This window comes from Flavobacterium sp. B114r (genome assembly GCF_056824125.1).
In genome coordinates this window covers 24,878-50,968 of sequence record NZ_CP124858.1, presented here as the reverse complement: position 1 = coordinate 50,968, position 26,091 = coordinate 24,878, and the positions used below count along the sequence as shown (strand labels likewise).

The 26,091-nt window shown below is 33.7% G+C and carries 24 protein-coding genes and 1 rRNA gene; 11 read left to right on the top strand and 14 right to left on the bottom strand.

All coding sequences use genetic code 11. The features are described 5' to 3' along the window. Positions 1-56: 56 nt before the first annotated feature. From QLQ94_RS00240 to QLQ94_RS00230, 3 genes are all read right to left on the bottom strand, one after another. Positions 57-905, bottom strand: a complete 849-nt coding sequence (locus QLQ94_RS00240; protein WP_271338349.1) for a transketolase — start codon at positions 903-905, stop codon at positions 57-59. Between the two features lie 247 nt (positions 906-1,152). Further along, positions 1,153-1,452, bottom strand: a complete 300-nt coding sequence (locus tag QLQ94_RS00235; protein ID WP_482498788.1) for a hypothetical protein — start codon at positions 1,450-1,452, stop codon at positions 1,153-1,155. Between the two features lie 102 nt (positions 1,453-1,554). Then, complete coding sequence (locus QLQ94_RS00230) at positions 1,555-2,418, bottom strand: polysaccharide deacetylase family protein (protein ID WP_271338347.1); 864 nt, start codon at positions 2,416-2,418, stop codon at positions 1,555-1,557. A gap of 448 nt (positions 2,419-2,866) precedes the next feature. On the opposite strand from QLQ94_RS00230, the gene tgt reads away from it, so the two are divergent. The 10 genes from tgt (at position 2,867) to QLQ94_RS00180 (ending at position 13,113) form a co-directional block, all read left to right on the top strand. Then, a complete protein-coding gene (gene tgt / locus QLQ94_RS00225; protein WP_271338346.1) occupies positions 2,867-3,997 on the top strand; it encodes a tRNA guanosine(34) transglycosylase Tgt in 1,131 nt (376 codons plus the stop codon). A 93-nt stretch (positions 3,998-4,090) separates the two neighbouring features. Beyond that, positions 4,091-5,179, top strand: a complete 1,089-nt coding sequence (locus tag QLQ94_RS00220; RefSeq protein WP_427403022.1) for an LptF/LptG family permease — start codon at positions 4,091-4,093, stop codon at positions 5,177-5,179. Further along, positions 5,166-6,053: a DMT family transporter gene (locus QLQ94_RS00215; protein ID WP_271338344.1), complete on the top strand. Its 888-nt coding sequence runs from the start codon at positions 5,166-5,168 to the stop codon at positions 6,051-6,053. Before QLQ94_RS00220 ends, QLQ94_RS00215 begins: the two co-directional genes overlap by 14 nt. Before the next feature lie 112 nt (positions 6,054-6,165). Then, entirely contained in the window at positions 6,166-7,119 is a 954-nt protein-coding gene (locus QLQ94_RS00210) for an acetyl-CoA carboxylase carboxyltransferase subunit alpha (protein ID WP_271338343.1), read from the top strand. A gap of 140 nt (positions 7,120-7,259) precedes the next feature. Further along, the gene (gene dnaB / locus QLQ94_RS00205) at positions 7,260-8,804 is read left to right on the top strand and encodes a replicative DNA helicase (RefSeq protein WP_271338342.1); all 1,545 of its coding nucleotides are present in this window, start codon (positions 7,260-7,262) and stop codon (positions 8,802-8,804) included. 132 nt (positions 8,805-8,936) lie between these two features. Continuing rightward, complete coding sequence (locus QLQ94_RS00200) at positions 8,937-9,311, top strand: hypothetical protein (protein WP_271338341.1); 375 nt, start codon at positions 8,937-8,939, stop codon at positions 9,309-9,311. Beyond that, positions 9,311-9,943, top strand: a complete 633-nt coding sequence (locus tag QLQ94_RS00195; RefSeq protein ID WP_482498784.1) for a hypothetical protein — start codon at positions 9,311-9,313, stop codon at positions 9,941-9,943. The genes QLQ94_RS00200 and QLQ94_RS00195 overlap by 1 nt, the downstream gene beginning before the upstream one ends. Beyond that, the gene (locus tag QLQ94_RS00190) at positions 9,940-10,731 is read left to right on the top strand and encodes a sensor histidine kinase (RefSeq protein ID WP_271338339.1); all 792 of its coding nucleotides are present in this window, start codon (positions 9,940-9,942) and stop codon (positions 10,729-10,731) included. The genes QLQ94_RS00195 and QLQ94_RS00190 overlap by 4 nt, the downstream gene beginning before the upstream one ends. A gap of 111 nt (positions 10,732-10,842) precedes the next feature. Then, the gene (locus QLQ94_RS00185) at positions 10,843-11,508 is read left to right on the top strand and encodes a response regulator transcription factor (protein ID WP_271338338.1); all 666 of its coding nucleotides are present in this window, start codon (positions 10,843-10,845) and stop codon (positions 11,506-11,508) included. 345 nt (positions 11,509-11,853) lie between these two features. Further along, positions 11,854-13,113, top strand: a complete 1,260-nt coding sequence (locus QLQ94_RS00180) for an asparagine synthetase B (RefSeq protein WP_271338337.1) — start codon at positions 11,854-11,856, stop codon at positions 13,111-13,113. Here QLQ94_RS00180 and QLQ94_RS00175 read toward each other — a convergent pair whose 3' ends face one another. From QLQ94_RS00175 to thrS, 11 genes are all read right to left on the bottom strand, one after another. Continuing rightward, positions 13,114-13,917 carry an endonuclease/exonuclease/phosphatase family protein gene (locus QLQ94_RS00175; RefSeq protein ID WP_271338336.1) on the bottom strand — a complete coding sequence of 268 codons (804 nt, stop codon included), beginning with the start codon at positions 13,915-13,917 and terminating at the stop codon, positions 13,114-13,116. A gap of 120 nt (positions 13,918-14,037) precedes the next feature. Further along, on the bottom strand, positions 14,038-14,292 hold the full coding sequence (locus QLQ94_RS00170) for a hypothetical protein (RefSeq protein WP_427403020.1): 255 nt from the start codon (positions 14,290-14,292) through the stop codon (positions 14,038-14,040). Between the two features lie 81 nt (positions 14,293-14,373). Further along, complete coding sequence (locus QLQ94_RS00165) at positions 14,374-15,042, bottom strand: helix-turn-helix domain-containing protein (protein ID WP_271338335.1); 669 nt, start codon at positions 15,040-15,042, stop codon at positions 14,374-14,376. A 10-nt stretch (positions 15,043-15,052) separates the two neighbouring features. Then, positions 15,053-16,822, bottom strand: coding sequence for a tetratricopeptide repeat-containing sensor histidine kinase (locus tag QLQ94_RS00160; protein ID WP_427403019.1), 1,770 nt, complete (start codon positions 16,820-16,822; stop codon positions 15,053-15,055). Continuing rightward, the gene (locus QLQ94_RS00155; RefSeq protein WP_271338333.1) at positions 16,822-18,549 is read right to left on the bottom strand and encodes a tetratricopeptide repeat-containing sensor histidine kinase; all 1,728 of its coding nucleotides are present in this window, start codon (positions 18,547-18,549) and stop codon (positions 16,822-16,824) included. The genes QLQ94_RS00160 and QLQ94_RS00155 overlap by 1 nt, the downstream gene beginning before the upstream one ends. A gap of 162 nt (positions 18,550-18,711) precedes the next feature. Beyond that, the gene (locus QLQ94_RS00150; RefSeq protein WP_427403018.1) at positions 18,712-19,146 is read right to left on the bottom strand and encodes a carboxymuconolactone decarboxylase family protein; all 435 of its coding nucleotides are present in this window, start codon (positions 19,144-19,146) and stop codon (positions 18,712-18,714) included. Positions 19,147-19,223: 77 nt separating this feature from the next. Then, the gene (locus tag QLQ94_RS00145) at positions 19,224-19,796 is read right to left on the bottom strand and encodes a Crp/Fnr family transcriptional regulator (protein WP_271338331.1); all 573 of its coding nucleotides are present in this window, start codon (positions 19,794-19,796) and stop codon (positions 19,224-19,226) included. 181 nt (positions 19,797-19,977) lie between these two features. Next, the gene (gene rplT, locus QLQ94_RS00140; protein ID WP_056246768.1) at positions 19,978-20,322 is read right to left on the bottom strand and encodes a 50S ribosomal protein L20; all 345 of its coding nucleotides are present in this window, start codon (positions 20,320-20,322) and stop codon (positions 19,978-19,980) included. A gap of 179 nt (positions 20,323-20,501) precedes the next feature. Continuing rightward, the gene (gene rpmI / locus QLQ94_RS00135) at positions 20,502-20,699 is read right to left on the bottom strand and encodes a 50S ribosomal protein L35 (RefSeq protein ID WP_022827375.1); all 198 of its coding nucleotides are present in this window, start codon (positions 20,697-20,699) and stop codon (positions 20,502-20,504) included. Between the two features lie 133 nt (positions 20,700-20,832). Beyond that, entirely contained in the window at positions 20,833-21,390 is a 558-nt protein-coding gene (infC, locus tag QLQ94_RS00130) for a translation initiation factor IF-3 (protein WP_371296044.1), read from the bottom strand. Between the two features lie 16 nt (positions 21,391-21,406). Beyond that, positions 21,407-23,353: a threonine--tRNA ligase gene (gene thrS, locus QLQ94_RS00125; RefSeq protein WP_427403017.1), complete on the bottom strand. Its 1,947-nt coding sequence runs from the start codon at positions 23,351-23,353 to the stop codon at positions 21,407-21,409. A 1,100-nt stretch (positions 23,354-24,453) separates the two neighbouring features. On the opposite strand from thrS, the gene QLQ94_RS00120 reads away from it, so the two are divergent. Beyond that, positions 24,454-25,967, top strand: a 16S ribosomal RNA gene (locus QLQ94_RS00120). Positions 25,968-26,091: the final 124 nt, after the last annotated feature.

Here is a 26,091-nt window from a genome sequence, read left to right as displayed (position 1 = left end):
CAATAGGCTGTAGGCAATAGGCATAAAGCTTATTGCTTAAAGCTTAAGGCTATTTTTTAATAATCGGCTAAAGTTGAGATGTTTTGAGCTAAAGCACTTGCTAATTGATCGTTGCTTGGTGCTTTACCATGCCATGCATGTGTATGCATCATAAAGTCAACTCCGTTACCCATTTCAGTATGTAATAAGATACAAACTGGTTTTCCTTTTCCTGTTCTTGATTTAGCATCATTCAAACCTGCAAGAATAGCATCGATATTATTTCCTTCTTTTATTTCAAGAACGTCCCAGTCAAAAGCTTCAAATTTAGCACGAATACTTCCCATTGGTAAAACTTCGTCAGTTGTTCCGTCGATTTGTTTCCCGTTAAGGTCAATAGTCGAAATGATATTGTCTACTTTTTTGGCAGAAGCATACATGATAGCTTCCCAGTTTTGACCTTCTTGTAGTTCACCGTCTCCATGCAAAGAATAAATGATATGATTGTCGCCATTTAATTTTTTTGCTTGAGCAGCACCAAGAGCTACAGATAAACCTTGTCCTAATGAACCAGAAGCGATACGAACTCCAGGCAATCCTTCATGAGTTGTTGGATGTCCTTGTAAACGTGAGTTTAGTAATCTAAAAGTTGAAAGTTCTGAAACAGGGAAATAACCGCTACGTGCTAGTACGCTATAAAATACAGGAGAAATATGACCATTTGAAAGGAAGAAAAGATCTTCTCCAATTCCGTCCATATCAAAACCTTCTTTACGCTCCATAATATTTTGATAAAGAGTTACCAAAAATTCAGTACAACCTAGTGAACCACCTGGGTGACCTGAGTTGACAGCATGTACCATTCGAAGAATATCTCTTCTTACTTGGATAGTTAAATCGCTTAATTGTTGTGTGTTAGGCTTCATTTTATATGTAAAAGTTAAACTGAATGCAAAAGTAATTGTTATTTTGCGGGCTGACAAATGATTTTTCGCTTTAGTTTGTCACAATTGTTAAATTAACCCGCTTTTTTTGTAGATGTATAAAAACGATGGATTAATTTTAGATTTTCTGAATATGATGGTAAAAAAGCTCTTTTTTTTTGCTGAAAAATCATAAAAAAAGTCCCGAATTCGGGACTTAAAGTATGCTTAAATGATATCAATACGTTTTTTATTCCGTATCGCCTTCACTGTAAAAATTATTTTCCTCATCTTCAGAGCCAATTTCTTCCTGTTTATCGTCAAGTTCTGAACCTGGAATATCTAAATCGTTTCCGAGTTTATCACTGTTTTGTTTCCATTCATGATTGTCCTGACTGATCGTTTTTTCGGTTGAAATTTCCTCCGGGTCGATGTCTTCTAATTTGTCTTCATTGCTGTAAATGTCTTCTGAAGCAGGATAATTTAATTCTTCCAGATTTTTTTCGATTTCATTTTCGTTTGCTGGTTTTTTTTCTTCTGAATTTATCATGATTTTTTATTTTTTTAAGTATCATATAAAGTTACGAAAATAACAGTTTGATATTCTTACATTTTTTAAATCAGGAAATTGCAGTATTCACATTTCGAAAAATCATTGTGTAATTTTCTTAATGTCGCGCCAGCTAATCAATTGAATGTTGTTTTCTTTTAGTTTTGATTTGCATTCTTCACTTGTAAAAAAATCAAAATCAGTTTGGCGCCATGCTGAACCAAAATTAGGATGATTGATTGTAATGCCTTGCATTTCGAAATCATCAAAAGCGGGATGTAACAGAAAAACATTGAATCCGGGCTGAATGTTGTCTAATGCTTTTGCGTAGGCATGTCGCAATTCGCCTTTTTCGAAATCAGCAAAATGTCCAATCAAAAGATTATCTGCCAAAAGAGTGTTTTCGTAATTGTATTTTTCGTCAGACAAACTTATCGATTCAACAAATTGTTTGTTGATGAAAACAGGTAAATTATAGGTATCTCCAAGGTCTTTATAAATTTCTAAAATTTCAGGGGTAACTCCTACGCTGCACATATGCGAATCGAGATGCGTAGGTTGAATTCCAAATTGTAATGCTCTTTCGATTTGAGCCGTAAGTTCTTTTTTTATTTCTGATAGAATTGCATTGTTTTTAAAATCGGCTCTGGTTTTATAAAAATAACCATTTTTGTCTATTAAACTTGAAACTTCAGATGCGGGAAGAACTGGGCCAAATTTATAATTTTCCCATTCGCAAGTCAGTGTTAAATGTATTCCGCAATCATAATTTGGATTGTTTTTTGCAAATGTTGCCATTTCAAAAAACCATGCGCAGGGAACCATTATGCTGTATGAATTTACAGATCCGTTTTGAAGTGTTTTTATAGTGGCTTGATTTTCAGAATGTGATAATCCGGCATCATCGGCATGTATGATCAGTAGTTTGCTATTTTCAGGATATCCTAGTTTTTGAGATAAGTTCATGTGTTTTGTTTTTTTGCTCACAGATTTGCAGATTGCTTCACCTGTTCGCTATCTCGGGTGAGCAGATTTTTTTTGATTTATTCAAATTTAAAGATTTCTGGTAGAACTGTCACGTTTTTTTGTGTTAGGGATTGAAGCGGCATCTCCCGATTTAGAAAAACATGCCTTTTTAGCCTTAGTTTTTGTTAATTGGGAATACAGCGGATAGCCCGACCTTTTGGGAACGCCCAAATATTTTGAACTTTAATTTTTTAAATTCCAAATTCAAAATTCTCAATTTCATCTTTTATTTGTTTTAAGTTCGCCAATTCGGCTTTGCCTCGGGTCAGGTTTCAAGTTTGAAAATTGAATCTCAATCTTGATTCGTTATCTAATTATCTAATTGAAAAATTATCTAATTAATTTTCTCTGAAATTAGCTTACCTTTGCCGACTGAAAAAAGAAACAGATGAAGTTTGATTTATTGAAAAAAGATCCGCAATCTAAAGCGAGAGCGGGAAGTATTACTACAGATCACGGCGTAATCGAAACGCCTATTTTTATGCCTGTCGGTACGGTTGCATCTGTAAAAGGAGTACACCAACGCGAGCTAAAAGAGGATATAAATCCGGATATTATTCTAGGAAACACCTACCATTTATATTTACGCCCACAGACTGAAATTCTTGAAAAAGCAGGAGGATTGCATAAATTTATGAATTGGGATCGTAATATTTTGACTGATTCTGGTGGATATCAAGTGTATTCTCTTTCTAATAACAGAAAAATTAAAGAGGAAGGTGTGAAGTTTAAATCACATATTGATGGTTCATATCATTTTTTCTCACCAGAAAGCGTAATGGAGATTCAGCGTACGATTGGAGCTGATATTATTATGGCTTTTGATGAATGTACGCCTTATCCTTGTGATTACCGATATGCACAACGTTCGATGCACATGACCCACCGTTGGCTGGATCGTTGTATTGGTCATTTAGATAAATTACCTTTTAAATACGGATACGAGCAAACATTTTTCCCAATTGTTCAGGGAAGTACTTATAAAGATTTACGTCAGCAATCTGCTGAATATATTGCCAATTCAGGACAGCAAGGAAACGCAATTGGAGGTTTGTCAGTAGGAGAACCAGCTGAGGAAATGTACGCCATGACCGAAGTTGTTTGTGAAATTTTGCCAGAAGATAAACCACGTTATTTAATGGGAGTTGGAACTCCAATTAATATTCTTGAGAATATTGCGTTAGGTATTGATATGTTCGATTGTGTTATGCCAACTCGTAATGCCAGAAATGGTATGTTGTTTACCGCAAACGGAACAATCAATATAAAGAATAAAAAATGGGAAGATGATTTTTCTCCAATCGACGAAATGGGACATACTTTTGTAGATACTGAATATACAAAAGCGTATTTACGTCACTTATTTGCAGCTAATGAATATTTAGGAAAGCAAATTGCCACGATTCATAATCTTGGTTTTTATATGTGGTTGGTTCGTGAGGCCAGAAAACATATCTTAGCAGGAGATTTTAGACCATGGAAAGAAATGATGGTTAAAAATATGAGTCAAAGACTATAAGAAAGTTTCAGGTTTCAGGTTTCAAGTTTCAAGTTCTTCACTGAAACCGGAAACTTGAAACAAATAAAACTTGAAACCTAAAACAAAAAATCTATGCTGACAATAATAGATAAGTATATTCTAAAAAGATATTTGGCCACTTTCTCGGTGATGATCTTATTATTTATTCCAATTGGAATTGTAATTGATGTCTCTGAAAAGGTGAACAAAATGCTGGAAAATAAAATTCCGTTTAGCGCAATTGCGATCTATTACTACAACTTTACCGTTTATTTTGCGAACTCATTATTTCCAATATTTTTATTTTTATCCGTAATTTGGTTTACCTCAAAACTGGCAAATAATACAGAGATTATTGCAATTTTAAGTTCGGGAATTTCATTTACACGTTTCTTGCGTCCCTATATTATTGGCGCGTCTATCGTTTCGGTTTTTGTGCTTCTAATGGGATTTTTTATTGTTCCTGCAGCAAGTGAGGGATTCAATAATTTTAGGTATACGTATCTGAAAGGTAATGGAAAAGTCGAAATGCGAGGTAATAATACCAATGTATACAGACAGATTAATGATAATGATTTTATTTTTGTAAATAGTTTTAATGAAGAGTCTAAAACGGCTTTTAATTTTACATTAGAACATTTTGAAAAAGATCAGTTGATCTATAAAATTACGGCTAGCCGAATTAAATGGGATCCGAAAAAAAAGACCTACACTTTGTATGATTATACGAAAAGAACGCTTGGAGAACTGAACGATAAAATAGAGAAGAGCCCTGAAAAGAATGTGCCTTTTAAATTTGAATTGGCAGATTTAACTCCGGTAGTTTATATTGCAGAAACTCTTCCGTTAGGAAAACTGATCGATTTTATTGAGAAAGAGCGCAAAAGAGGTTCGGGAAATATCAATACTTATTTAGTCGTGCTTTATAAAAAGTATAGTGTACCGGTGTCCGCTTTTATTTTAACAATTATTGCTGTGGCAGTTTCGTCAATGAAACGTCGTGGTGGTATGGGAACGAATCTTGCAATTGGAATTGCGATTGCCTTTTCATTTGTGTTTTTTGATAAAATATTTGGTACTCTTGCTGAAAAATCTACATTCTCACCTTTATTAGCTGTCTGGTTCCCAAATATTGTTTTTGGAGTTTTGGCAGTCTACTTATTACGTAATGCGAAACGATAATTTAAAAAGTTACCTAAATCTTCATTTAATTGTTTTTATATGGGGGTTTACGGCTATTCTTGGGGCTTTAATAACTATTGATGCCGAAAATTTAGTTTGGTTCAGAATGCTTCTTGCGGGAGTTTTTCTTGCAGCTTTTATAGTCTATAAGAAACAGTCTTTTGTAATATCAGCGACATCTTTTGCCAAATTAATTTTTGTGGGATTGTTGATTGCGCTTCATTGGATTTTCTTTTTCAAAGCCATTCATGTTTCTAATGTCTCAATTACTCTTTCGATATTTTCGTTAGGTGCTTTTTTTGCTTCATTATTAGAACCGCTTTTTTACGGAAGAAAGATTTTATTCTATGAAGTTTTTTTCGGTTTGATTATCATCGCCGGATTAGCCTTGATTATGCAAGTAGAAGTAAAATACCTGCACGGAATGTATTATGCTTTGGCGTCGATTATTCTGGGTGTTTTGTTTACTTTAATGAATGGAAAGTTAATATCAGATCATGAACCGTCAGTTATTACGTTTTATGAGTTTGGAGCCGGAGTTTTCTTTATTTCAATTTATTTTTTAATACAGGGAAAATTCACTGCAGATTTTTTTACAATGTCATTAAATAATTGGGTTTTATTATTGGTCCTGGCCTCAGTTTGTACAGCTTATGCGTTTACGGCATCAGTGAAAGTAATGCAGAAATTAAGTCCGTATACAGTAATGTTAACCACTAATTTAGAGCCTGTTTACGGCATTATGCTGGCTTATTTTATTTTGGGAGGAAAAGAGAAAATGAGTACAGAATTTTATATTGGCGCCCTGATTATTGTAATTACAGTGATCTTAAATGGCGTTTTTAAACATTATAAAAATAAGAAAGAAGTGTAATAATTTCCTTATTTTTAAATTACATTTTTATATTTTAAATACGATTTAATCACACCAATGATATAATATTTTTATATTTGCGGTTCGATTTACAAACAAAATTCAAAAATCCATGGAATATTTAGATTTTGAGCTTCCAATAAAAGAACTTGAAGAACAGTTACAAAAGTGTGTTATAATTGGAAAAGAATCTGATGTTGATGTAACGTCTACGTGCAAGGAAATCAACAAAAAATTAGAACAAACTAAAAAAGAAATATACAAAAATCTTACGGCTTGGCAACGAGTTCAGTTATCAAGGCACCCAAACAGACCTTATACTTTAGATTATATCAGAGCAGTTTGTGGCGATACATTCTTAGAACTTCATGGAGACAGAAATTTTAAAGATGATAAAGCGATGGTTGGCGGATTAGGAAAAATAAACGGTCAGTCGTTTATGATTGTTGGTCAGCAAAAAGGTTTTAATACTAAAACACGTCAGTACCGTAATTTTGGTATGGCAAACCCAGAAGGATATCGTAAAGCTTTGCGTTTGATGAAAATGGCAGAGAAATTCGGAATTCCGGTTTTAACTTTAATAGACACTCCTGGTGCATATCCTGGATTAGAAGCTGAAGAAAGAGGACAAGGGGAAGCAATTGCCAGAAATATTTTCGAAATGGTTCGTTTAAAAGTGCCAATTATCACGATTATCGTTGGTGAAGGTGCTTCAGGAGGAGCTTTAGGAATTGGTGTTGGAGATAAAGTATACATGTTAGAAAACACGTGGTACTCAGTAATTTCTCCAGAATCATGTTCTTCTATTTTATGGAAAAGCTGGGAGTACAAAGAACGTGCTGCCGATGCTTTAAAATTGACTTCATCTGATATGAAGAGACAAAAATTAGTTGATGATGTAATACCGGAACCACTTGGTGGAGCACACTACGACCGGGAAACTACTTTTAAAACAGTAGCAGAATATATTACCAAAGGATATAATGAATTGAAAGACTTATCAACAACGGACCTGATTGCCCAAAGAATGGACAAATACAGTAAGATGGGTGAGTATAAAGAGTAAATTCATGTAAAATGATTTAAAATCCGAAGCCTTACAGTTTCGGATTTTTTTTTGGTTATGAACAAAATAGACTTATTTATAAACAATTAATAGTTATAACTCGATAGCAATTTTTTTTTAAATTTTGCTACTTTCGCTATATGGAAAATTTCAAAAATGTAAAACCTGCAAAGGTAGATAAAACCACAATTATTAATTTAGAAAAAGGAAAACTTCCTCCGCAAGTGCTTGATTTAGAAGAAGCTGTGCTTGGGGCGATGATGATTGATAAAAAAGGGGTAGATGATGTAATTGATATTTTACAAGCCGATGCTTTTTATAAAGATGCACACAAATTTATTTTCGAAGCAATCGTTCAACTTTTTACCGATACACAGCCAATTGACTTATTGACGGTTTCGAGTCAGCTGAAAAAAAATGGAAAATTAGAATTAGCAGGAGGAGATTTTTATCTAATTCAGCTTACACAAAAAATTGCCTCTTCTGCGCATATCGAATTTCACTCCCGTATCATTCTTCAGAAGTTTATTCAAAGAAGTTTGATCCGAATTTCGTCTGAAATTATCGAAGCGTCTTATGATGAAACAACAGACGTATTTAATTTGCTGGATCAGGCCGAATCAAAATTATACGAAGTAACACAAGGAAATATAAAGCGTAGTTCTGAAACTGCACAAAGTTTAGTTTTACAAGCGAAAAAACGTATTGAAGAAATTTCTAAACAAGAAGGATTAAGTGGTGTTGAAACCGGTTTTACCAATTTAGATAAACTGACTTCCGGATGGCAGCCAAGTGATTTAATTATCATTGCAGCAAGGCCGGCGATGGGTAAAACAGCTTTCGTACTTTCGATGGCGAGAAATATTGCCATCGATTTTGGACATCCAGTGGCATTGTTCTCTTTAGAGATGGCTTCTGTCCAGTTAATTACCAGGTTGATTTCGTCTGAAACAGGATTGTCATCAGAGAAATTACGTACAGGTAAATTAGAACCTCATGAATGGACAATGTTGAGTACCAAAGTAAAGAACCTGGAAAAAGCTCCTTTGTTTATTGATGATACACCATCTCTTTCTATTTTCGATTTAAGAGCAAAATGCCGTCGTTTGGTTTCGCAACACGGGATCAAAATTATTATTGTAGATTATTTGCAGTTGATGACTGCCGGAGGAAATAGTAAAGGAGGAGGAAATCGTGAGCAGGAGATCTCTACGATTTCCCGAAACTTAAAAGCTTTGGCAAAAGAGCTTAACGTTCCCGTAATTGCACTTTCTCAGTTATCGCGTGCTGTTGAAACGCGTGGATCCAGTAAACGTCCTTTGCTATCGGATCTTCGTGAATCCGGGGCGATTGAGCAGGATGCTGATATTGTTTCGTTCTTATACCGACCTGAATATTACAAAATTGAAGAGTGGGATGATGATGAAGCTTCTTCAACTACCGGGCAAGCAGAAATTATGATCGCGAAACACCGTAATGGTGGTATCGAAAACGTCCGATTGAAATTTATTGGACACCTTGGAAAATTTGATAACCTGGATGATTTCTCAGGTAACTATGACGATTTGCCATCAAAAATGAATCATGAAGAAAACCCATTCATAACTAAAAGTTTGCCATCGCCTAATGAAGCGTTTGGCAGTAATTTAAATGACGACGATGACGACAGCGATGTTCCGTTTTAATCAAACAATTAAGCCTCTTTAAGAGGCTTTTTTTATGTCTAATTGTTAATGTTTTTTGATAAAATTCAGTAGTTTAGCCAAACAATTGATTCCAACAATTGTAAATTAATTAATAACCAAAAACAAATTATTATGTCTAAAGAACAAAATCTTGAAAATTTAGGAGGTGTAGAAGTCGAATTGTCTGTTGCTAAAACCTGGACAGCACATTACCGTAAAGCCAGCAGAGAAGAAGAAGAGGCAGGAAGAAAAACGGATGCGTATCTTATTCCGTTAGCAACTTTAAAAGCAGTATTAGAAAATCCAATAGATGCTGTTCGAGCTTATAAAGCTATTAATAATGCAGGAGAGCAGGTTTTGGTTTTTGTAGGAACTAAACTAGATGAAAAAGGAATCTATAGAGATGTGTTCTTCTCAGGTAATGAAATCGAAGAAGCTCAAGCAGTTACTTACGACGCAACCCGCCCATGTCCTCCTTATGGAGATCCGGCTAGTCCGCTTGTATAATGGATGATTTTTTGATATACTTTGGTTATTTTATTTTAGTAATCAATGTAGGTTTATATTCATATAGCTTTTTTCGAAAGGAAAAAGCTAATGTTTTTTTATTACTTTACTTGGTGTTTTCGCTCTTAGTGCAATTTGGAATGGAATTTCTGTATCACTTAAAAATGAATAATTTAGTGCTGATGAATTTTTATTTTTTAGAACAAATGGTTTTATTGGGATTGTTTTACAGATCATTATACCAGCAGGTAGTTCAAAAGAAATTTGTCTTGATAGCTCTAGGCCTTGCTTTGCTGATTTTAATATCGAGACTTGTTTATGATCCGAGTTTACAGTTTAAATTTAATTTATTTCAAATTACTATCACTTCTTTATTAACGGTAGTTTTTGCGCTAATTCATTTTTATAACATGCTTACAGAAAATAAACAATATTATTATCTTACAATAGGGGTTATTGGTTATATGTTTGGAGGAACGGTTTTATTCTTACTTGGTAATCTAACCATCGGATTAAGTGACGATTTTAAATATCTTAGCTGGAGATTAAATGCTTTTTTATTTATTGTTTATCACTTTTTTATTTTATTTGAATGGGTAAAAAGTTTTTCCAAAAAGGGGGTTAAGGTATGAGAGAAAATCTTGGTTACGAGAAAGAAATAGTTACAATTATTTTGTACACCTCTTGTTTTCTAATGGTTGTTGCAGTTTTTTTGGTAGTGTTCTTTTATTTTTCAAGAAAAAAAATCATTCAGAAAGAATTAGAAAAAAGAGATTTAGAAATTTATCTGAACAAAGAACAATTGCATGCTGTTATTATAACTCAGGAAGATGAGCGAAAACGAATTGCCCAGGACCTGCATGATGATATTAGCTCTAAACTTAATATTGTTTCATTGAATGCACATTTGCTTTCTGCACCAAATCTAACTGAAGCCGAAACAAAGGAGATTACAGAAAATATTATCAACCTGACAGCAAAAGCATTGGAGAATTCCAGAAAAATTGCCCATAATTTATTGCCGCCGGTTTTTGAGAAATTTGGGCTTAATGCAGGTATAGAAGAGTTATGTGAAGAATTTGAAAGTAGTAAATCTGTAAATGTAAATTATACTAATGAGCTGGATTTAGATGATAAAGACATTGATCGCCATTTGCATGTGTTTAGAATTTTGCAGGAATTAATGAACAATTCATTACGTCACGGAAAAGCAACTCAAATTTGGATAGCTTTTAAAAATGTAAATGGAATTAATACCTGTAATTATGAAGATAACGGAGTTGGCTTTGATAGTAAAAAAGCTGATAATCAAAAAGGACTAGGAATGAAGAACATTGATAGCCGAATTTCTTTTTTAAACGGAACCATTAATTTTACCGCTGAAATAGGAAGTGGTTTTGCCGTAGTTTTTACTTTTTAAGCTAAAATTCAAGAAACAAACATGATTTTTAGCCAATATCTTGGTATTCTTAGGTCGTTTTCGTTTCATATTTTGTAATTTCGGCAAACCAAACGACCAAAATCAAATAAAATGAGTGCCGCTATTAAAATTGCTTTAGTCGATGACGAAGTTTTATTCCGCAAAGGAATTGCCTTCTTATTGCAAAGAGAAGATAATATCGATATTATTTTTGAAGCATCCAACGGAGAAGAACTTCTTGCTAGTTTAGAAGATAGTTTATTCAAACCGGATATTATTGTGATGGATTTGAAAATGCCAGTCTTAAATGGTGTCGAAGCTACAAAAATCATCAGAAAATCATATCCTGAAATTAAAATAATAGCTTTAACAAGTTATGATTCAAAATCATTTATTGCAAATATGATTCAGGTTGGAGCAGTTGCATATTTAATAAAAAATACAACTCCAAAAGATTTGATCCATACAATCAATCAGGTAGCAAAAAAAGGATTTTATTATAATGAAAATGTTTTAAAAACAATTCAGGAAACTATCGTCTCCACTAAAAATTCAAAAGGAAATTTAGAAACAAGTTTTCTTTCGCCCCGCGAAATAGAGATCCTTCAACTTATTTGTCAGCAAAAAACGACTACAGAAATTGCTGAACACCTTTATTTAAGTCCGAGAACTGTAGAAGGACATCGTAACAATTTACTGCTAAAAACAGAATCCAGAAATATTGCGGGATTAGTTGTGTACGCAATTCAAAATGAAATTGCTGTCTTAACAATTTAATTTTAGCTTGTTAAAAATTGAATTGACAATACATAATACAAAATAATACTTAGTACAAGTAAGCATAAGCCTATTTTTTGCATCACATTAAATCCCTTTGGTTGATTATTACTATCATTAAACTTCATGGTTTTGGTTTTTCATTGATTAGTTTGATGATCTGGGATAGCAAATGTAGTAATAAAATATCTTTGGCAAATAGGTGTTTTTACCTGATTTTCAGAAGTGAAGAAATAAAATTCAATTCTGTGTAAAGGCTTATTTAACATTTATTGATTTATAAAACACCTATATCTATTGTGTTTTTTAATGCTTCCTTTATATCTTTACTAAAATAATTTTATAATGAATAAGAGTTTAGCTTGTATTTTCATATTTCTACTTTCATTAACTGCAAAAGCATCGTTTATCTTAATTCCGATGGACGAAACGACACAACAAAATCACCTAAAAGCATACGGAATAACCTATTGGTGCTTAAGTAAAGATTATAAGGCAAGTTGGTTGCTTAATTATCGTGGAGGTTCATTTTTACTTCCGGATGCAGATGAAATTCGCAAAGAATGTAAAATTAGAGGTGTAAGTTTTGAAGTACTCTCAGATAGTGAAGAAGCTTCTATTTTAAATGATATTTCAAGTCCGTCACAAAATATGGAATCCGTTATTTTAGAGAAAGCACCTAAAATTGCAGTTTATACTCCAAAAGGAAAACAACCCTGGGATGATGCCGTAACATTGGTTTTGACGTATGCGGAAATTCCTTTTACGCCAATTTATGATGAAGAAGTTTTAAGCGATCAATTGCTGCTTTACGATTGGTTACACCTGCATCATGAAGACTTTACCGGACAATACGGGAAATTTTATGCCGCATATAAAAATACACCGTGGTATATCGAACAAAAAAAGGATGCCGAAGCTCTGGCTGCAAAATTAGGATATAGCAAAGTATCACAGGAAAAAGGCGCAGTCGCAAAAAAAATTAGAGATTTTGTCATTGGTGGTGGTTTTATGTTTGCTATGTGTTCTGCAACTGATAGTTTTGATATTGCACTTGCAGCAGATGGTGTTGATATCTGTGAAGCAATGTTTGATGGAGATGCAAGCGAATCGAATTACCAGTCAAAATTAAATTACGCAAACTCGTTTGCGTTTAAAGATTTTGTATTAGAAAGAAAACCAGAAGTTTATGAATTTTCGGATATAGATATGACCTCGAAACGTAGAATTCCTATGGAAAAAGACTATTTTACATTAATGGAATTTTCTGCAAAATGGGACCCAATTCCAAGTATGTTGTGTCAAAACCATACGCAATTAGTAAAAGGTTTTATGGGACAGACAACATCCTTTGATACAGCATTAATAAAATCTAATGTATTAATAATGGGGACTTGTGAACTTAACGGTGAATCAAGATACATTCATGGTGAAAAAGGAAAAGGTATGTTTACCTTTTTTGGAGGACACGACCCTGAAGATTTTCAGCATCAGGTAGGAGATCCTCCAACAGTTTTAGATTTACATCCCAATTCTCCCGGATATCGTTTGATTTTGAATAATGTTTTGTTTCCGGCAGCAAAAAAGAAAAAGCTTAAAACGTAATTACTTCAAAGAAAATTCAAACCAAATAGGAATGTGATCAGAAATTCTTCGGGCTTCTTTCAAAGAATTAAATTTTGTATAAAACGGAATTATACCTGAATTAATATAAATCACAGAATCTGTTTTATAGAACATATTATCAAACTCAGATGCTAAACAAGTTTCATTGATGCATTTCTGTTTTAATGTCGTTTTTTGTTTTTGTAAAATAGGAGAGTAACCCATCTTTTTCAACGGATTAAAAACAGTGTGTGATTGCGGGCAATTAAAATCACCTGTAAAAACAAGATTCAAATTGGGATATTGGAGCGGTAGAAATTTAAAGTATTTAATTTCTGTTTCCGGTTGCTTACTTTTTGTTATAGCATGATAATTAACCAGTGTTACTGTCTTTTTTTCAATCTCGAAAGTTGCAAAAAAAGGTTCACGATCAATTTCCAGATGATATTTTTTTTCCAGCCAGGTATTCCCTTTTAGTTTTACCTTGCTAGTTTTCCATAAAAAAGCATAACGTTCAGTTTTATAGCTGGTACCACTTGTAGGATCACTAATTGCATAATCCCATTTTGAACCTTTTTCATTCAGTATCATTGCGAGTTTTGCGACAGCCTGAGCGCCTCCATATCCGGCAACAACTTCCTGAATTGCTATAATATCATATGATGCAATTGTATTGACAATAAAATTTAATTCAGATTCAGATTTTGATTTTCCAAAGTTCTCTAAATTCCAGGAGAGGATTTTAGTTTGCGAAAAGGTAAGGCAAGTAAAAAGTAAGAGAACAAAACTTAAAATATATTTCATGCAGTATTTAAAAATTCAAATATAAGCATTTCAAAATTTTATAATAATTGTTTCTTCTTACTTCAGCACATTTTAAATAAAAACGGCCTGCCTGTTAGTTTTTTTTAAGAAGCAATCGATTTAATGCTTCTTATATCGGTTTTTTAGAGCAGTTCCAATAATTATTATCTGCAAAACAAGCAAAGCAGGTATAAATATGATTTTCCAATCTACCTCCAGCCATCCTGTTTTTTCCGAAACGAAAGCAAAACTTAATGATAGGAAAAGACAAAGTAACATCGTTTTCATTATAATTTTATTTTTAGTAGTATTAATTTTTAAGTTATAAACTTGTTTTAAGCTTCTACCAAAACTAATTTTAGGTTTAGGTTTCATTAGGTGGTTAATAAATTCTAAACAAAATTAAATGTATTATAAATCATTTCCTTACGGGAATCCGTAAAAGCACTATAAAATTTACACCAATCCAAAATCTTTGGCAATAGCAATAAGATGCACATTATTGTTAGCCTTAAAATATATTTTTAATTTATTGATTCGTTTTTCAATACTGCTCGTTCCGTTAGGAGTTATTGATGAAGCCTTAAATTCACTTGATATATTCTCTAATATATATCCCTGAGCCAAAAGTTTTAAGATTGAAATGTCGTAAGATTCGATCTCAATTAAAGCCTTGTCATTAAAACTAAAAGACAGATCAGAAGAAAGTATTTTCTCTTCATTTCTAAAAGTTCCCTCAATAGCTTTTTTCAATTCAGAAATGCTGTTTCTTCCTTTAGATACATATGCATTAATCCCTAAATCGTAAAAAAGAGATTTTATGCGATAAGATTTGTCTTCTATCGAGAATACAATTTTTTTTAATTTGGGCTGAACAGCGTTAGCCGCTTCGATAAGTTCTTCGCCGTTAGAAAGATTTATAGTACGATGATCAGATTTAAACGATAAGTCACTTATCAGTAAATCATAAGGTTCCTTTTCAATCAAAGCTCTTTTGATTTTTAATAAACCATCGTCACAATATTTAACGTGATCAATTGTAGGAATATTTAAGTCTTCAAGTACTTGAATAACTGCTATACTTATACTATCTAAATCTTCGGCAACTAATACTTTTTTGAACATACGATTGTGTTTATAAAGGAAATGAGAAGCTTAATCTAAAGCCTTTTTCTGAATTATTGTCAAAAATAATATTTCCATTTATAGTTTTAATACGGCTTTCCACATTTTGTAGTCCATTTTTTAAATTTAGTACTTCATTTTGAGTTCCAAGCCCGTTGTCATTATAAATTACAGTCAAATTTTTGTTGATCATTTTAAAAGAAATACTGACCAATGTCGCTTTACTGTGTTTTTTCATGTTCGAAAACAGCTCCTGTATAATTCGATAAAGAATTATTTTTTTATTTTTTTCGATTTCGCTCCAGAAAATCAAATCAAATCCATTCAGTATTATATTTACATCAGATGTTTTGTAACCCGATATCATTTCCTTTAATGCGATGTTATAATTATGATCAGTAATAATAGGACTGTTTTCTTTAGAGATGTTTCTGGTTCTCGAATAAATATTTTCAAGATTATTTAGCAAGTGTTCTTTGTTTTCGCCCAGTTTAAGATCTGTGCTTTTTGCAAAATTCAATGTAGTATAGACATCATTAGCAAGTTCATCGTGTAATTTTTTAGAAATACGCATTTCACTTTCCAGAATTGCATGATTCTTTTCTTTTTTTCCTTTAGTAATCAAATGAAAATAAAGAAATAAACTTAGTATAGAAGTAAACAAGATAATGATATAAGAAATGATATTTCTATTTTTCTGTCTTTCTAACTGCAATTCATTTTCTACTTTTTGTTTTTTAAGCTGAAGATTTTCAGTTTTATCTTTTTGCGAAGTATATTTAATATTAGAAAATTGATTCCTTGCTTGTTGTCTTGCAGCAGTAATGCTATCAATTATTTTGATATAATTTAAGGAATATTTTTTTAATTCATTTCCCTCGCTATTTTTAATTGCTAAGGACAAAGCATTAGTTAAGTCAGATACATTTTTTGTTTTTAGAGCCTCTCTATATGTTTTTTTAGCGTAATGTTTTGCTAATTTAGGATTCGTTTTTTCAAAAAATACAGCAAGATGCTTATAGCTCAAAATTAATGATTCCGGTGTTTTGTGTCTTAGTCTTATATTTAGAGCTTCATAAAGTAGCTTAGAGGCAGTTTTAGAATCACCTAGTCTATAATAACAGAACCCTAAATTATCAATTACATAAGAATAATTGTCATAATCAATTTCTTCATGCTTAGAAACCCTTTTTTGAGTTGATAATATTAAAAGGATTTTTTTGGCTTCCCTATATTTTTCCTGATTCATATAAACCGCTGCCAGATTATTTAAAGCAATATATTTTCTCCAGGCACTTGATTTTAAGGAAATCGCCTTCTTAAAATAGACTATTGCATTATTATAGTTGTAGCTATTAGTATAGTTTATCCCCAATTGATTGTAAACAATCCAGGAATACCTAGGGTTTTTAATATGTTTTAAACAAGGTAATGCCGCAGTAGCATTTGCTTCACTGGCGATATAATTCCCTTTGCTCATTTGCAGTTCAGAAAGACAGGATAGTGCATATACATAATCGATAGTATTTGTATGAGGATCGCAAATGTTTTTGACTTTGTTAAAATAGAAATAGGCACTGTCTATTTTATTAGAGTCATAAAAAACATCCGCCATATCTGTAAGTTTTTTTATCTCAACAGAATTATCTTTTTTACTTGAGATCGAATGAGTTTCTTTTTTGTAATAGTTAAGTAAAAAAAAGATTGCTCCCAGTAACAGTATTGCTACAGGATATTTTAAAAAGTCTCTATTTTTTAGTAGATAAGTTAACTTTCCCATTATTGTAAAGGAAATTTAAAAAAAACTTTAAAACCTTTATGTGGAGCAGAATCAATATTAATTTCTCCGTGAATATTCAAAATCCGATTTTCAACATTATGAAGTCCATTTTTGAAAGTTATACTATTAAGATCAACACCTTTCCCGTTATCCGTATAATTGATAATAATGCTTTCATCCGAAATTTTAAAATTAATTTCGACTATTGAAGCATTACTATGTTTTTTCATATTGACAAGTAATTCCTGTAAAACCCTGTAGATCGTTGTTTTAGTATTTTTTTCAATATCATGCCAGTTTATAGAGCCCAATTTATTTATAATAACACTAATTTTTGGTGTACCAAACCCGGCAATCATTTCCCTTAATACCAAAATATAATTTTTATCAAAAATAATAGCGCAATTTTCTTTCGACATATCAGATGTTCTGGAGTAAATAGCATCTAAATTATTTAGTAATTTTGCTTTGTTTTCGGCTAGAGCTAAATTCTTGTTTTCGGCAAAAGCCATAGTATGATAGATATCGTTCGCAAGTTCATCATGTAGCTTTTTTGCAAAGCGAGTTTCGCTGTTATAAGTAGCTTCAATTTTTTCTCTATTTCCCCTCAGAGTTAAATAGAAATAGAGAATTGTGAGTAAACTTAAACTTAAAGCAATAACAACATAAGAAACTATATTTCTATTTTTTTGTTTTTCCAGTTGTAGTTCATTTTCTGCCTTATAGGTTTTAAGTATGAGATTTTCATTTTTTTCTTTTTTAGAATCGTACTTAATTTTGGCAAATTGGTTTTTAGCTTTTTGTTTTGCTTCAAAAATACTGTCAACTAGATTGACATAAATAATCGAATGTTTTTTTAATTCTTCACCAGAACTATTTTTGATAATTAGTTTTAAAGCAGAGAGTCTTTCATCAGCATTATTTATAATACTAAATTGCTCATAGCTTATTAACATGTATCTTTTGGCTAATGCAGGATTAATTTTTTCGTAGTATTTTGCAAAATGAAGATAGCTTTTCCCTAGATCAAAGGACCATTTTCCCTTTTGTCTTATTTCAAGACTTTGGTTAAAAGAATCAATAGCCTCCTTTAAATTATTTATTTTAAAGTAACAAAATCCTATATTATCCATTACTTTGGCATAAAACCGATCGTCGTTTGTTACTTCTTTTTTTTTAATTAGAGAAAGAAAAATGTCAAGAGACTCATAGTATTTCTCCTCTTCCATTAATATAACTGCAATATTATTTTGGGCTGCTAACTTTTGCCATGGTTTTATTTTTAATCCTAATGCCTTTTGATTGTATAGTATTGCCTTTTTATAATCATAGGTGTTTAAGTAATTAATGCTTAAAGTAATATAAGTATTCCATGCGAGGTCATGACTCTTCGTATATTGCAGATATTTTAAAGCCTCAATAACCGTAGATTCACTCCCAGTATAATCCCACTGAGATTGTTGAATATCCGCCATTCTATTTAAAGATCTGACGTAATTTTCTACATCCGTTTTAGGGTTGCAAATAAATTTCACTTTATTGTAGTAGTAGAATGCGCTATCAAATTTTTTAGTATCATAAAAACGATCTGCGATACCAATTAATTTTTCAACTTCAGGTTTTGTGCTTTTTTTGGTTGTGATATTTTTACTTTTTTGCTGGCAGGAAACAAAGGCAAAAAAAGCAAGAAATAGATATATAAAGAGACGCATTATATGTGGTTTCATGCGCCAAAAGTAAAGAATTTAAGTTCTTAAAAAAGAGTATAAATACGGTATTTTGTTTAATTTTAAAAATATTGTTTGTCCTGATTTACAATTATATACAGGCGATGTGTTAGTATTTGTAAGTAACGCCTGTATATTAGTGTAAAACCTGAATTCTTAAAATTACACAGCTCTTAGTCCTGTTGCTATTGCTAATCTGTTCCATGAATTAATAGTGATAATAACCAGAATGATCTCAGCTAAATATTTGTCTTCAAATAAGCGGGCTGCATTTTGATATACTTCATCAGAAACATGATTGCTAATCATAGTAATTTCTTCGGTCAATGCTAGAATTGCTTTTTCTTCTTCAGTATAAACGTCAGCTTCACGCCATGCATTTAATAAATAAATACGTTTTTCGGTTTCACCATATTTTCTGGCATCTGCCGTGTGCATATTAATACAAAAAGCACAACCATTTATTTGTGACGCACGAATTTTTATTAACTCCTTATGAGTAGAAGTTAAAGAAGTAGTTGCACTATATTTTTCTAAATTAATTAAAGCTTCATAGGCTTCCGGAGCAACTGTTGGGATAACGATTCTTGGTTTCATTTTACTTGTTTTTTAATGTTGATACAAAGTTGAGGCATATCTGCTTAAAAAAACTTGAACTACTTCAAGAAATACAGTTATACCTTTCCGGCACGTATTTTACTCATGAATTCAGCAGAAAAATCGAGATAGGAGGCAAGCATATATTGCGGGACACGTTGTACAAATTCCGGGTTCAGATTGTTAAAGTGATGATATCTTTCTTCTGCTGACATCGTAAACAAAAACTTAATACGCATTTGAGCAGCGCCAAATGATTTTTGAGCAACAATTCTAAAGTAACGTTCCAGTTTTGGAATCTGAATAAGAATGGCTTCTAGTGTCGCTTTGTCTAAGGCAATTACCTCCGACTTCTCGACAGCTTGTATGTAGAAATGGGAAGGAATCGTATTATGATAACTTAAATAATCTGTAATCCACCAATTTTCGATTCCAAATTGAAGAGTTTGCTCAGTTCCTTTCGAATTTATAATGTATTGTCGCATACAACCTTTTATAATAAAGTGCAATGTATCACAAACTTGACCTTCCTGTAATACGAGTTCTTTTCTTTTAATGGTAGTGACGTTCAAACAAGATTCTAAAATATCAGCTTCAGAAGGTTCTAATGTTATAAATTTTTCAATATGTTGCAAAAGTGCTTTATGCATGTTTATGATTTAGATTATATGCAAATGTACTTTTTAAAATCGTTTTTAAAATTTAGAGTTAGTTTATCTTTTTATATCATTAATTTAATATGAAAAAATACTATAAATGCAAAAAGCCATTCGTGTTAACGAATGGCTTTTCTATGATAAGTAAGTAATCTAAATTGAGTTTATAAAACGTTTATTTTACTTTGTTAAGTATTGCTTTGAAAGCTTCAGGGTGATTCATCGCTAAATCTGCAAGAACTTTACGGTTCAATTCGATTCCGTTAGCTTTTACTTTCCCCATGAATTGAGAATAAGAAATTCCTTCTAATCTAGCTCCAGCGTTGATACGTTGAATCCATAAAGCACGGAAATTTCTTTTGTTTTGTTTTCTATCGCGGTAAGCGTAGCACATTGCTTTCTCTACTGCATTCTTAGCAACTGTCCAAACGTTTTTACGTCTACCAAAGAAACCTTTGGCTTGCTTCATTATTTTTTTTCTTCTTGCTCTTTTGGCAACTGAATTTACTGCTCTTGGCATAATTTTAATGTGTTTTTGTAGCAGGCGTCCTGAATTAAATCAAAGGAACTTAAAAGCCATACTCCAAGGTTATATAAATAATTTTTAACCTAAAGAAAATCTTTAGTCAAAGGTTTTAAAAGTCAAATGTCAAAAGTTTGAACTTTGCAACTTTAAGACTTTACAACTTTAGACTTATATTAGATAATTCTTAATTGTTGTTTGATGCTTTTCATATCTGTTTTGTGAACTAGCGCTGAATGTGTCAAAGCTAATTTACGTTTTTTAGATTTTTTAGTCAAGATGTGACTTTTAAAAGCATGCTTTCTTTTAATCTTTCCAGAACCAGTAACTTTGAAACGTTTCTTGGCGCTAGATTTTGTTTTCATTTTAGGCATTTTTCCTAGTGTTTTAATTTATTCTTACTTACTTATATTTTCAAAAGCTTTAGGCTTTAAGCTTTAGACTTTAGGCAAAAGTTTACAATAACAATTTGCTTAAAGCTTAGAACTTATTGCTTATAGCAAATAATTATTTTTTTTTCTTCGGAGCAATGAACATAATCATTCTCTTTCCTTCCAAAACTGGCATAGCTTCCACTTTACCGTACTCTTCTAAATCTGTAGCCAAACGCAGTAATAAAATTTGTCCCTGATCTTTATAGATGATAGAACGACCTTTAAAGAAAACGAAAGCTTTTAATTTAGCACCTTCTTTTAGGAACTTCTCAGCATTCTTTCTTTTAAATTCGTAATCGTGTTCATCTGTTTGAGGACCAAATCGAATCTCTTTTACTACAACTTGTGTCGACTTTGCTTTTAATACCTTATCACGTTTCTTTTGTTCGTAAACAAATTTCTTGTAATCCATGATTTTACAAACCGGCGGCTCAGCATTTGGCGAAATTTCAACCAAATCCAATTCGAATTGATCCGCTAAACGTAAAGCCTCTGCAAGCTTAAATACACCTGGTTCGATGTTCTCGCCTACTAGTCTTACTTCTTGTACACCACGAATAAGGTTATTTATTCTGTGTGCATCTTTTTTTTCTACTCGAGGTTGATAACCTCTGTTGCTTCTTATTGCTATGACTTTATAATTTAAGTTAAACTGTAAAAACTTTTAATGTCTTTTTTATTTCTTCGTTTACAATAGCGACAAATTCATCAATTGTAACTGTAATATTCCCTTTTCCTTCTTGACCGTGACGACGGATCGAAATAGTTCCGTTTTTCTCCTCTTCCTCACCTACAATAAGCATAAACGGTATTTTTTGCATTTCAGCATCTCTAATTTTCTTACCAATAGTCTCGCTTCGGTTGTCAATTAGGGCGCGAATTTCGTGATTTTCTAGCAAATCTAAAACTTTTTTAGCATATATTTCGTATTTCTCGCTCAAAGACAAGATTATAGCCTGTTCCGGCATTAGCCAAAGTGGGAAATTTCCTGCTGTGTGTTCTAGTAAAATTGCTATAAAACGTTCCATCGATCCAAAAGGAGCTCTGTGAATCATAACAGGGCGATGTAATTCATTATCAGCACCTTTATAAGTCAATTCAAAACGCTCAGGAAGATTATAATCCACCTGAATAGTCCCTAATTGCCATTGTCTGCCTAAAGCATCCTTAACCATAAAGTCAAGTTTAGGGCCGTAAAAAGCAGCTTCGCCATATTCAACAACAGTATTCAGTCCTTTATCGGCTGCAGCATTAATAATTGCATTCTCTGCCTTCTCCCAGTTCTCGTCAGAACCAATATATTTGTCCCTGTTTTCCTTATCTCTTAATGAAATTTGAGCAGTAAAGTTTTCAAAGCCTAAAGAACCAAATACATAAAGAACCAGGTCAATTACTTTTTTAAACTCTTCATCCAATTGTTCAGGAGTACAAAAAATGTGTGCATCATCCTGGGTAAATCCTCTAACACGAGTTAAACCATGCAATTCGCCAGATTGCTCATATCTGTAAACAGTACCAAATTCAGCATAACGCTTAGGTAAATCTTTATAAGACCAAGGTCTTACATTATAGATTTCACAGTGATGAGGGCAGTTCATAGGTTTCAATAAAAACTCTTCCCCTTCAGCAGGAGTGTGAATAGGTTGAAAACTATCGGCACCATATTTTGCATAATGACCAGAAGTAACATAAAGCTCTTTCTGTCCAATATGTGGAGTAACTACTTGTTCGTATCCGGCTTTCTTTTGTGCTTTCTTTAAAAATTGCTCCAAACGATCTCTAAGTGCAGCGCCTTTTGGTAGCCACAAAGGTAAACCAGCACCAACTTTTTGAGAAAAAGCAAATAATTCAAGTTCTTTACCTAATTTACGGTGATCACGACGTTTAGCTTCCTCAAGAAGTTCAAGATATTCAGTTAAATCTTTTTGTTTAGGGAACGAAGTTCCGTAAACACGAGTCAACTGTTTGTTCTTTTCATCACCTCTCCAATAAGCGCCGGCAACACTCATGATTTTAAAAGCCTTGATGATTCCGGTATTTGGGATATGTCCACCTCTACATAAATCAGTAAAAGTAGCGTGATCACAAAACGTAATAGTTCCGTCTTCAAGGTTAGAAATCAACTCAGTCTTGTAAACGTTGTCCTTATATAGTTCTAGTGCATCTGCTTTACTAACAGGGCGCATTTTAAATTCATGTTTCCCTCTTGAAATCTCAAGAACGCGATCTTCAATCTTTTTAAAATCAGCATCAGTGATCTTTTGGTCTTCAAAATCTACATCATAATAGAAACCGTTTGAGATTGCAGGTCCAAGAGTCAATTTGATTCCAGGAAACAATTCTTCAAGCGCTTGCGCCATTACGTGCGAAGTGGAGTGCCAGAAAGCTTTTTTTCCTTCCGCATCATTCCATGTATATAAAATAAGACTACCGTCGGTCGTCAATGGAGTTTCGGTTTCTATTGTTGTACCATTAAAAGATGCCGAAATCACGTTTCTTGCAAATCCTTCACTAATGCTCTTAGCAACCTCCATCGGAGTTATGCCAGAAGCAAACTCTCTAATTGACCCGTCGGGTAAAGTAATCTTAATCATTGTTTATAATTTTGTGAATGCAAATATAAAGCATTACAAAAACACATACAATATATATATACATGTTTATGCGATAATATATATGTTAGTTAGTTTTGATCATTAATACAAAGGTATGTTTGGGTATTATATAAGGTAGGATTTCCATCGCCCAATCCGACAGGTTTTCAAAACACGTAGGGTTTGTTTTTACTACCTATATATAAGAGTAGTTTTTATCCGGCTGAAAGATCCCGATAGTTTTTTTTGGGATTTTGGTTTTTTTTAGAATTTGGGGTTTAATAAAGATGAGGAGTTATTTCCCGCTATCCGTTCCAATCTTTTGTGCCGAACCCCGACACAAGGATTTCCACTACTATCGGGGCTAGGGCAGTAGTTTTCATGAGAAGAACATTTGCAATAAGTATAAAGAGAACTTAACGTTTTATCAGAGATAGCAATCGGAATTCCGATAAACCAGAAAACACAAGGAAAAGCAGGCTTTGCGTCTTAGGGTCTTCGTGGCAAAACCAGCGCCTTTTACGGTAAAACCAGCATAAACCAGTTAATCTGGAGAAAACTCAAAAAGAAATCGGATTGTAAAAAACACCAAACCAGCGACTTAAGAAAAAGATTAAAAATACTTTGAAAAAGGTATTGTTTTACTAAACAAACCACCTACTTTTGCACCCGCAACAACGACAGACGTTCACTGAAATACTGACAAGCCTTACTGATCAAAACGAAAATTTATTTTCTAAAAAAGATTTCGAAAAGCTTGTGAGATTTGAAAACAGATGTTACATTTGCACCCCGCAAAACAACGGAAGTTCATTGATAGATTGGTTGGGAAATGAGAAGAAAAGGAAAAGAAATTTTCTAAAAAAAAAAACTTCAAAATTTACTTGCCAGTTAAAAATAAATTTCTACTTTTGCACCCGCTTTGAGAAACAAGCGAAACAAAATAAGAAGACACGTTCGTAGACATATTGAATTGACAGCCGTTTTAACAGAGATGTTAAAACAAAAGAATAAAGAGTAAGATAATCGAGAGATTGAAAAAGAACCGATAGAGACTGATTCGAATAACAATACGATCTAAGTGATTAGATCAACAATATACGATGAAGAGTTTGATCCTGGCTCAGGATGAACGCTAGCGGCAGGCTTAACACATGCAAGTCGAGGGGTATGCTTCTTCGGAAGCAGAGACCGGCGCACGGGTGCGTAACGCGTATGCAATCTACCTTTTACAGAGGGATAGCCCAGAGAAATTTGGATTAATACCTCATAGTATTATGAAATGGCATCATTTTATAATTAAAGTCACAACGGTAAAAGATGAGCATGCGTCCCATTAGCTAGTTGGTAAGGTAACGGCTTACCAAGGCTACGATGGGTAGGGGTCCTGAGAGGGAGATCCCCCACACTGGTACTGAGACACGGACCAGACTCCTACGGGAGGCAGCAGTGAGGAATATTGGACAATGGGCGCAAGCCTGATCCAGCCATGCCGCGTGCAGGATGACGGTCCTATGGATTGTAAACTGCTTTTATACGAGAAGAAACACTACTTCGTGAAGTAGCTTGACGGTATCGTAAGAATAAGGATCGGCTAACTCCGTGCCAGCAGCCGCGGTAATACGGAGGATCCAAGCGTTATCCGGAATCATTGGGTTTAAAGGGTCCGTAGGCGGTTTAATAAGTCAGTGGTGAAAGCCCATCGCTCAACGGTGGAACGGCCATTGATACTGTTAGACTTGAATTATTAGGAAGTAACTAGAATATGTAGTGTAGCGGTGAAATGCTTAGAGATTACATGGAATACCAATTGCGAAGGCAGGTTACTACTAATGGATTGACGCTGATGGACGAAAGCGTGGGTAGCGAACAGGATTAGATACCCTGGTAGTCCACGCCGTAAACGATGGATACTAGCTGTTGGGAGCAATCTCAGTGGCTAAGCGAAAGTGATAAGTATCCCACCTGGGGAGTACGTTCGCAAGAATGAAACTCAAAGGAATTGACGGGGGCCCGCACAAGCGGTGGAGCATGTGGTTTAATTCGATGATACGCGAGGAACCTTACCAAGGCTTAAATGTAGATTGACCGGTTTGGAAACAGATCTTTCGCAAGACAATTTACAAGGTGCTGCATGGTTGTCGTCAGCTCGTGCCGTGAGGTGTCAGGTTAAGTCCTATAACGAGCGCAACCCCTGTTGTTAGTTGCCAGCGAGTCATGTCGGGAACTCTAACAAGACTGCCAGTGCAAACTGTGAGGAAGGTGGGGATGACGTCAAATCATCACGGCCCTTACGCCTTGGGCTACACACGTGCTACAATGGCCGGTACAGAGAGCAGCCACTGGGCGACCAGGAGCGAATCTATAAAACCGGTCACAGTTCGGATCGGAGTCTGCAACTCGACTCCGTGAAGCTGGAATCGCTAGTAATCGGATATCAGCCATGATCCGGTGAATACGTTCCCGGGCCTTGTACACACCGCCCGTCAAGCCATGGAAGCTGGGGGTGCCTGAAGTCGGTGACCGCAAGGAGCTGCCTAGGGTAAAACTGGTAACTAGGGCTAAGTCGTAACAAGGTAGCCGTACCGGAAGGTGCGGCTGGAACACCTCCTTTCTAGAGCCTCAAGTGTTAGTTGATTTATCAACACGCTGAGGAAAAAAGAAGAAGCTTTATAGGTTTTGATTTTAAGACTATTTTACTCTTGCTGTTAGTTCAAATAATAAATTTTAAGAATAAG

Excerpts from the sequence above, each read along its gene's own strand:
- QLQ94_RS00240 (WP_271338349.1), bottom strand. The coding sequence starts at position 905 with ATGAAGCCTAACACACAACAATTAAGCGATTTAACTATCCAAGTAAGA.
- QLQ94_RS00235 (WP_482498788.1), bottom strand. The coding sequence starts at position 1,452 with ATGATAAATTCAGAAGAAAAAAAACCAGCAAACGAAAATGAAATCGAA.
- QLQ94_RS00230 (WP_271338347.1), bottom strand. The coding sequence starts at position 2,418 with ATGAACTTATCTCAAAAACTAGGATATCCTGAAAATAGCAAACTACTG.
- tgt (WP_271338346.1), top strand. The coding sequence starts at position 2,867 with ATGAAGTTTGATTTATTGAAAAAAGATCCGCAATCTAAAGCGAGAGCG.
- QLQ94_RS00220 (WP_427403022.1), top strand. The coding sequence starts at position 4,091 with ATGCTGACAATAATAGATAAGTATATTCTAAAAAGATATTTGGCCACT.
- QLQ94_RS00215 (WP_271338344.1), top strand. The coding sequence starts at position 5,166 with ATGCGAAACGATAATTTAAAAAGTTACCTAAATCTTCATTTAATTGTT.
- QLQ94_RS00210 (WP_271338343.1), top strand. The coding sequence starts at position 6,166 with ATGGAATATTTAGATTTTGAGCTTCCAATAAAAGAACTTGAAGAACAG.
- dnaB (WP_271338342.1), top strand. The coding sequence starts at position 7,260 with ATGGAAAATTTCAAAAATGTAAAACCTGCAAAGGTAGATAAAACCACA.
- QLQ94_RS00200 (WP_271338341.1), top strand. The coding sequence starts at position 8,937 with ATGTCTAAAGAACAAAATCTTGAAAATTTAGGAGGTGTAGAAGTCGAA.
- QLQ94_RS00195 (WP_482498784.1), top strand. The coding sequence starts at position 9,311 with ATGGATGATTTTTTGATATACTTTGGTTATTTTATTTTAGTAATCAAT.
- QLQ94_RS00190 (WP_271338339.1), top strand. The coding sequence starts at position 9,940 with ATGAGAGAAAATCTTGGTTACGAGAAAGAAATAGTTACAATTATTTTG.
- QLQ94_RS00185 (WP_271338338.1), top strand. The coding sequence starts at position 10,843 with ATGAGTGCCGCTATTAAAATTGCTTTAGTCGATGACGAAGTTTTATTC.
- QLQ94_RS00180 (WP_271338337.1), top strand. The coding sequence starts at position 11,854 with ATGAATAAGAGTTTAGCTTGTATTTTCATATTTCTACTTTCATTAACT.
- QLQ94_RS00175 (WP_271338336.1), bottom strand. The coding sequence starts at position 13,917 with ATGAAATATATTTTAAGTTTTGTTCTCTTACTTTTTACTTGCCTTACC.
- QLQ94_RS00170 (WP_427403020.1), bottom strand. The coding sequence starts at position 14,292 with ATGAAACCTAAACCTAAAATTAGTTTTGGTAGAAGCTTAAAACAAGTT.
- QLQ94_RS00165 (WP_271338335.1), bottom strand. The coding sequence starts at position 15,042 with ATGTTCAAAAAAGTATTAGTTGCCGAAGATTTAGATAGTATAAGTATA.
- QLQ94_RS00160 (WP_427403019.1), bottom strand. The coding sequence starts at position 16,822 with ATGGGAAAGTTAACTTATCTACTAAAAAATAGAGACTTTTTAAAATAT.
- QLQ94_RS00155 (WP_271338333.1), bottom strand. The coding sequence starts at position 18,549 with ATGAAACCACATATAATGCGTCTCTTTATATATCTATTTCTTGCTTTT.
- QLQ94_RS00150 (WP_427403018.1), bottom strand. The coding sequence starts at position 19,146 with ATGAAACCAAGAATCGTTATCCCAACAGTTGCTCCGGAAGCCTATGAA.
- QLQ94_RS00145 (WP_271338331.1), bottom strand. The coding sequence starts at position 19,796 with ATGCATAAAGCACTTTTGCAACATATTGAAAAATTTATAACATTAGAA.
- rplT (WP_056246768.1), bottom strand. The coding sequence starts at position 20,322 with ATGCCAAGAGCAGTAAATTCAGTTGCCAAAAGAGCAAGAAGAAAAAAA.
- rpmI (WP_022827375.1), bottom strand. The coding sequence starts at position 20,699 with ATGCCTAAAATGAAAACAAAATCTAGCGCCAAGAAACGTTTCAAAGTT.
- thrS (WP_427403017.1), bottom strand. The coding sequence starts at position 23,353 with ATGATTAAGATTACTTTACCCGACGGGTCAATTAGAGAGTTTGCTTCT.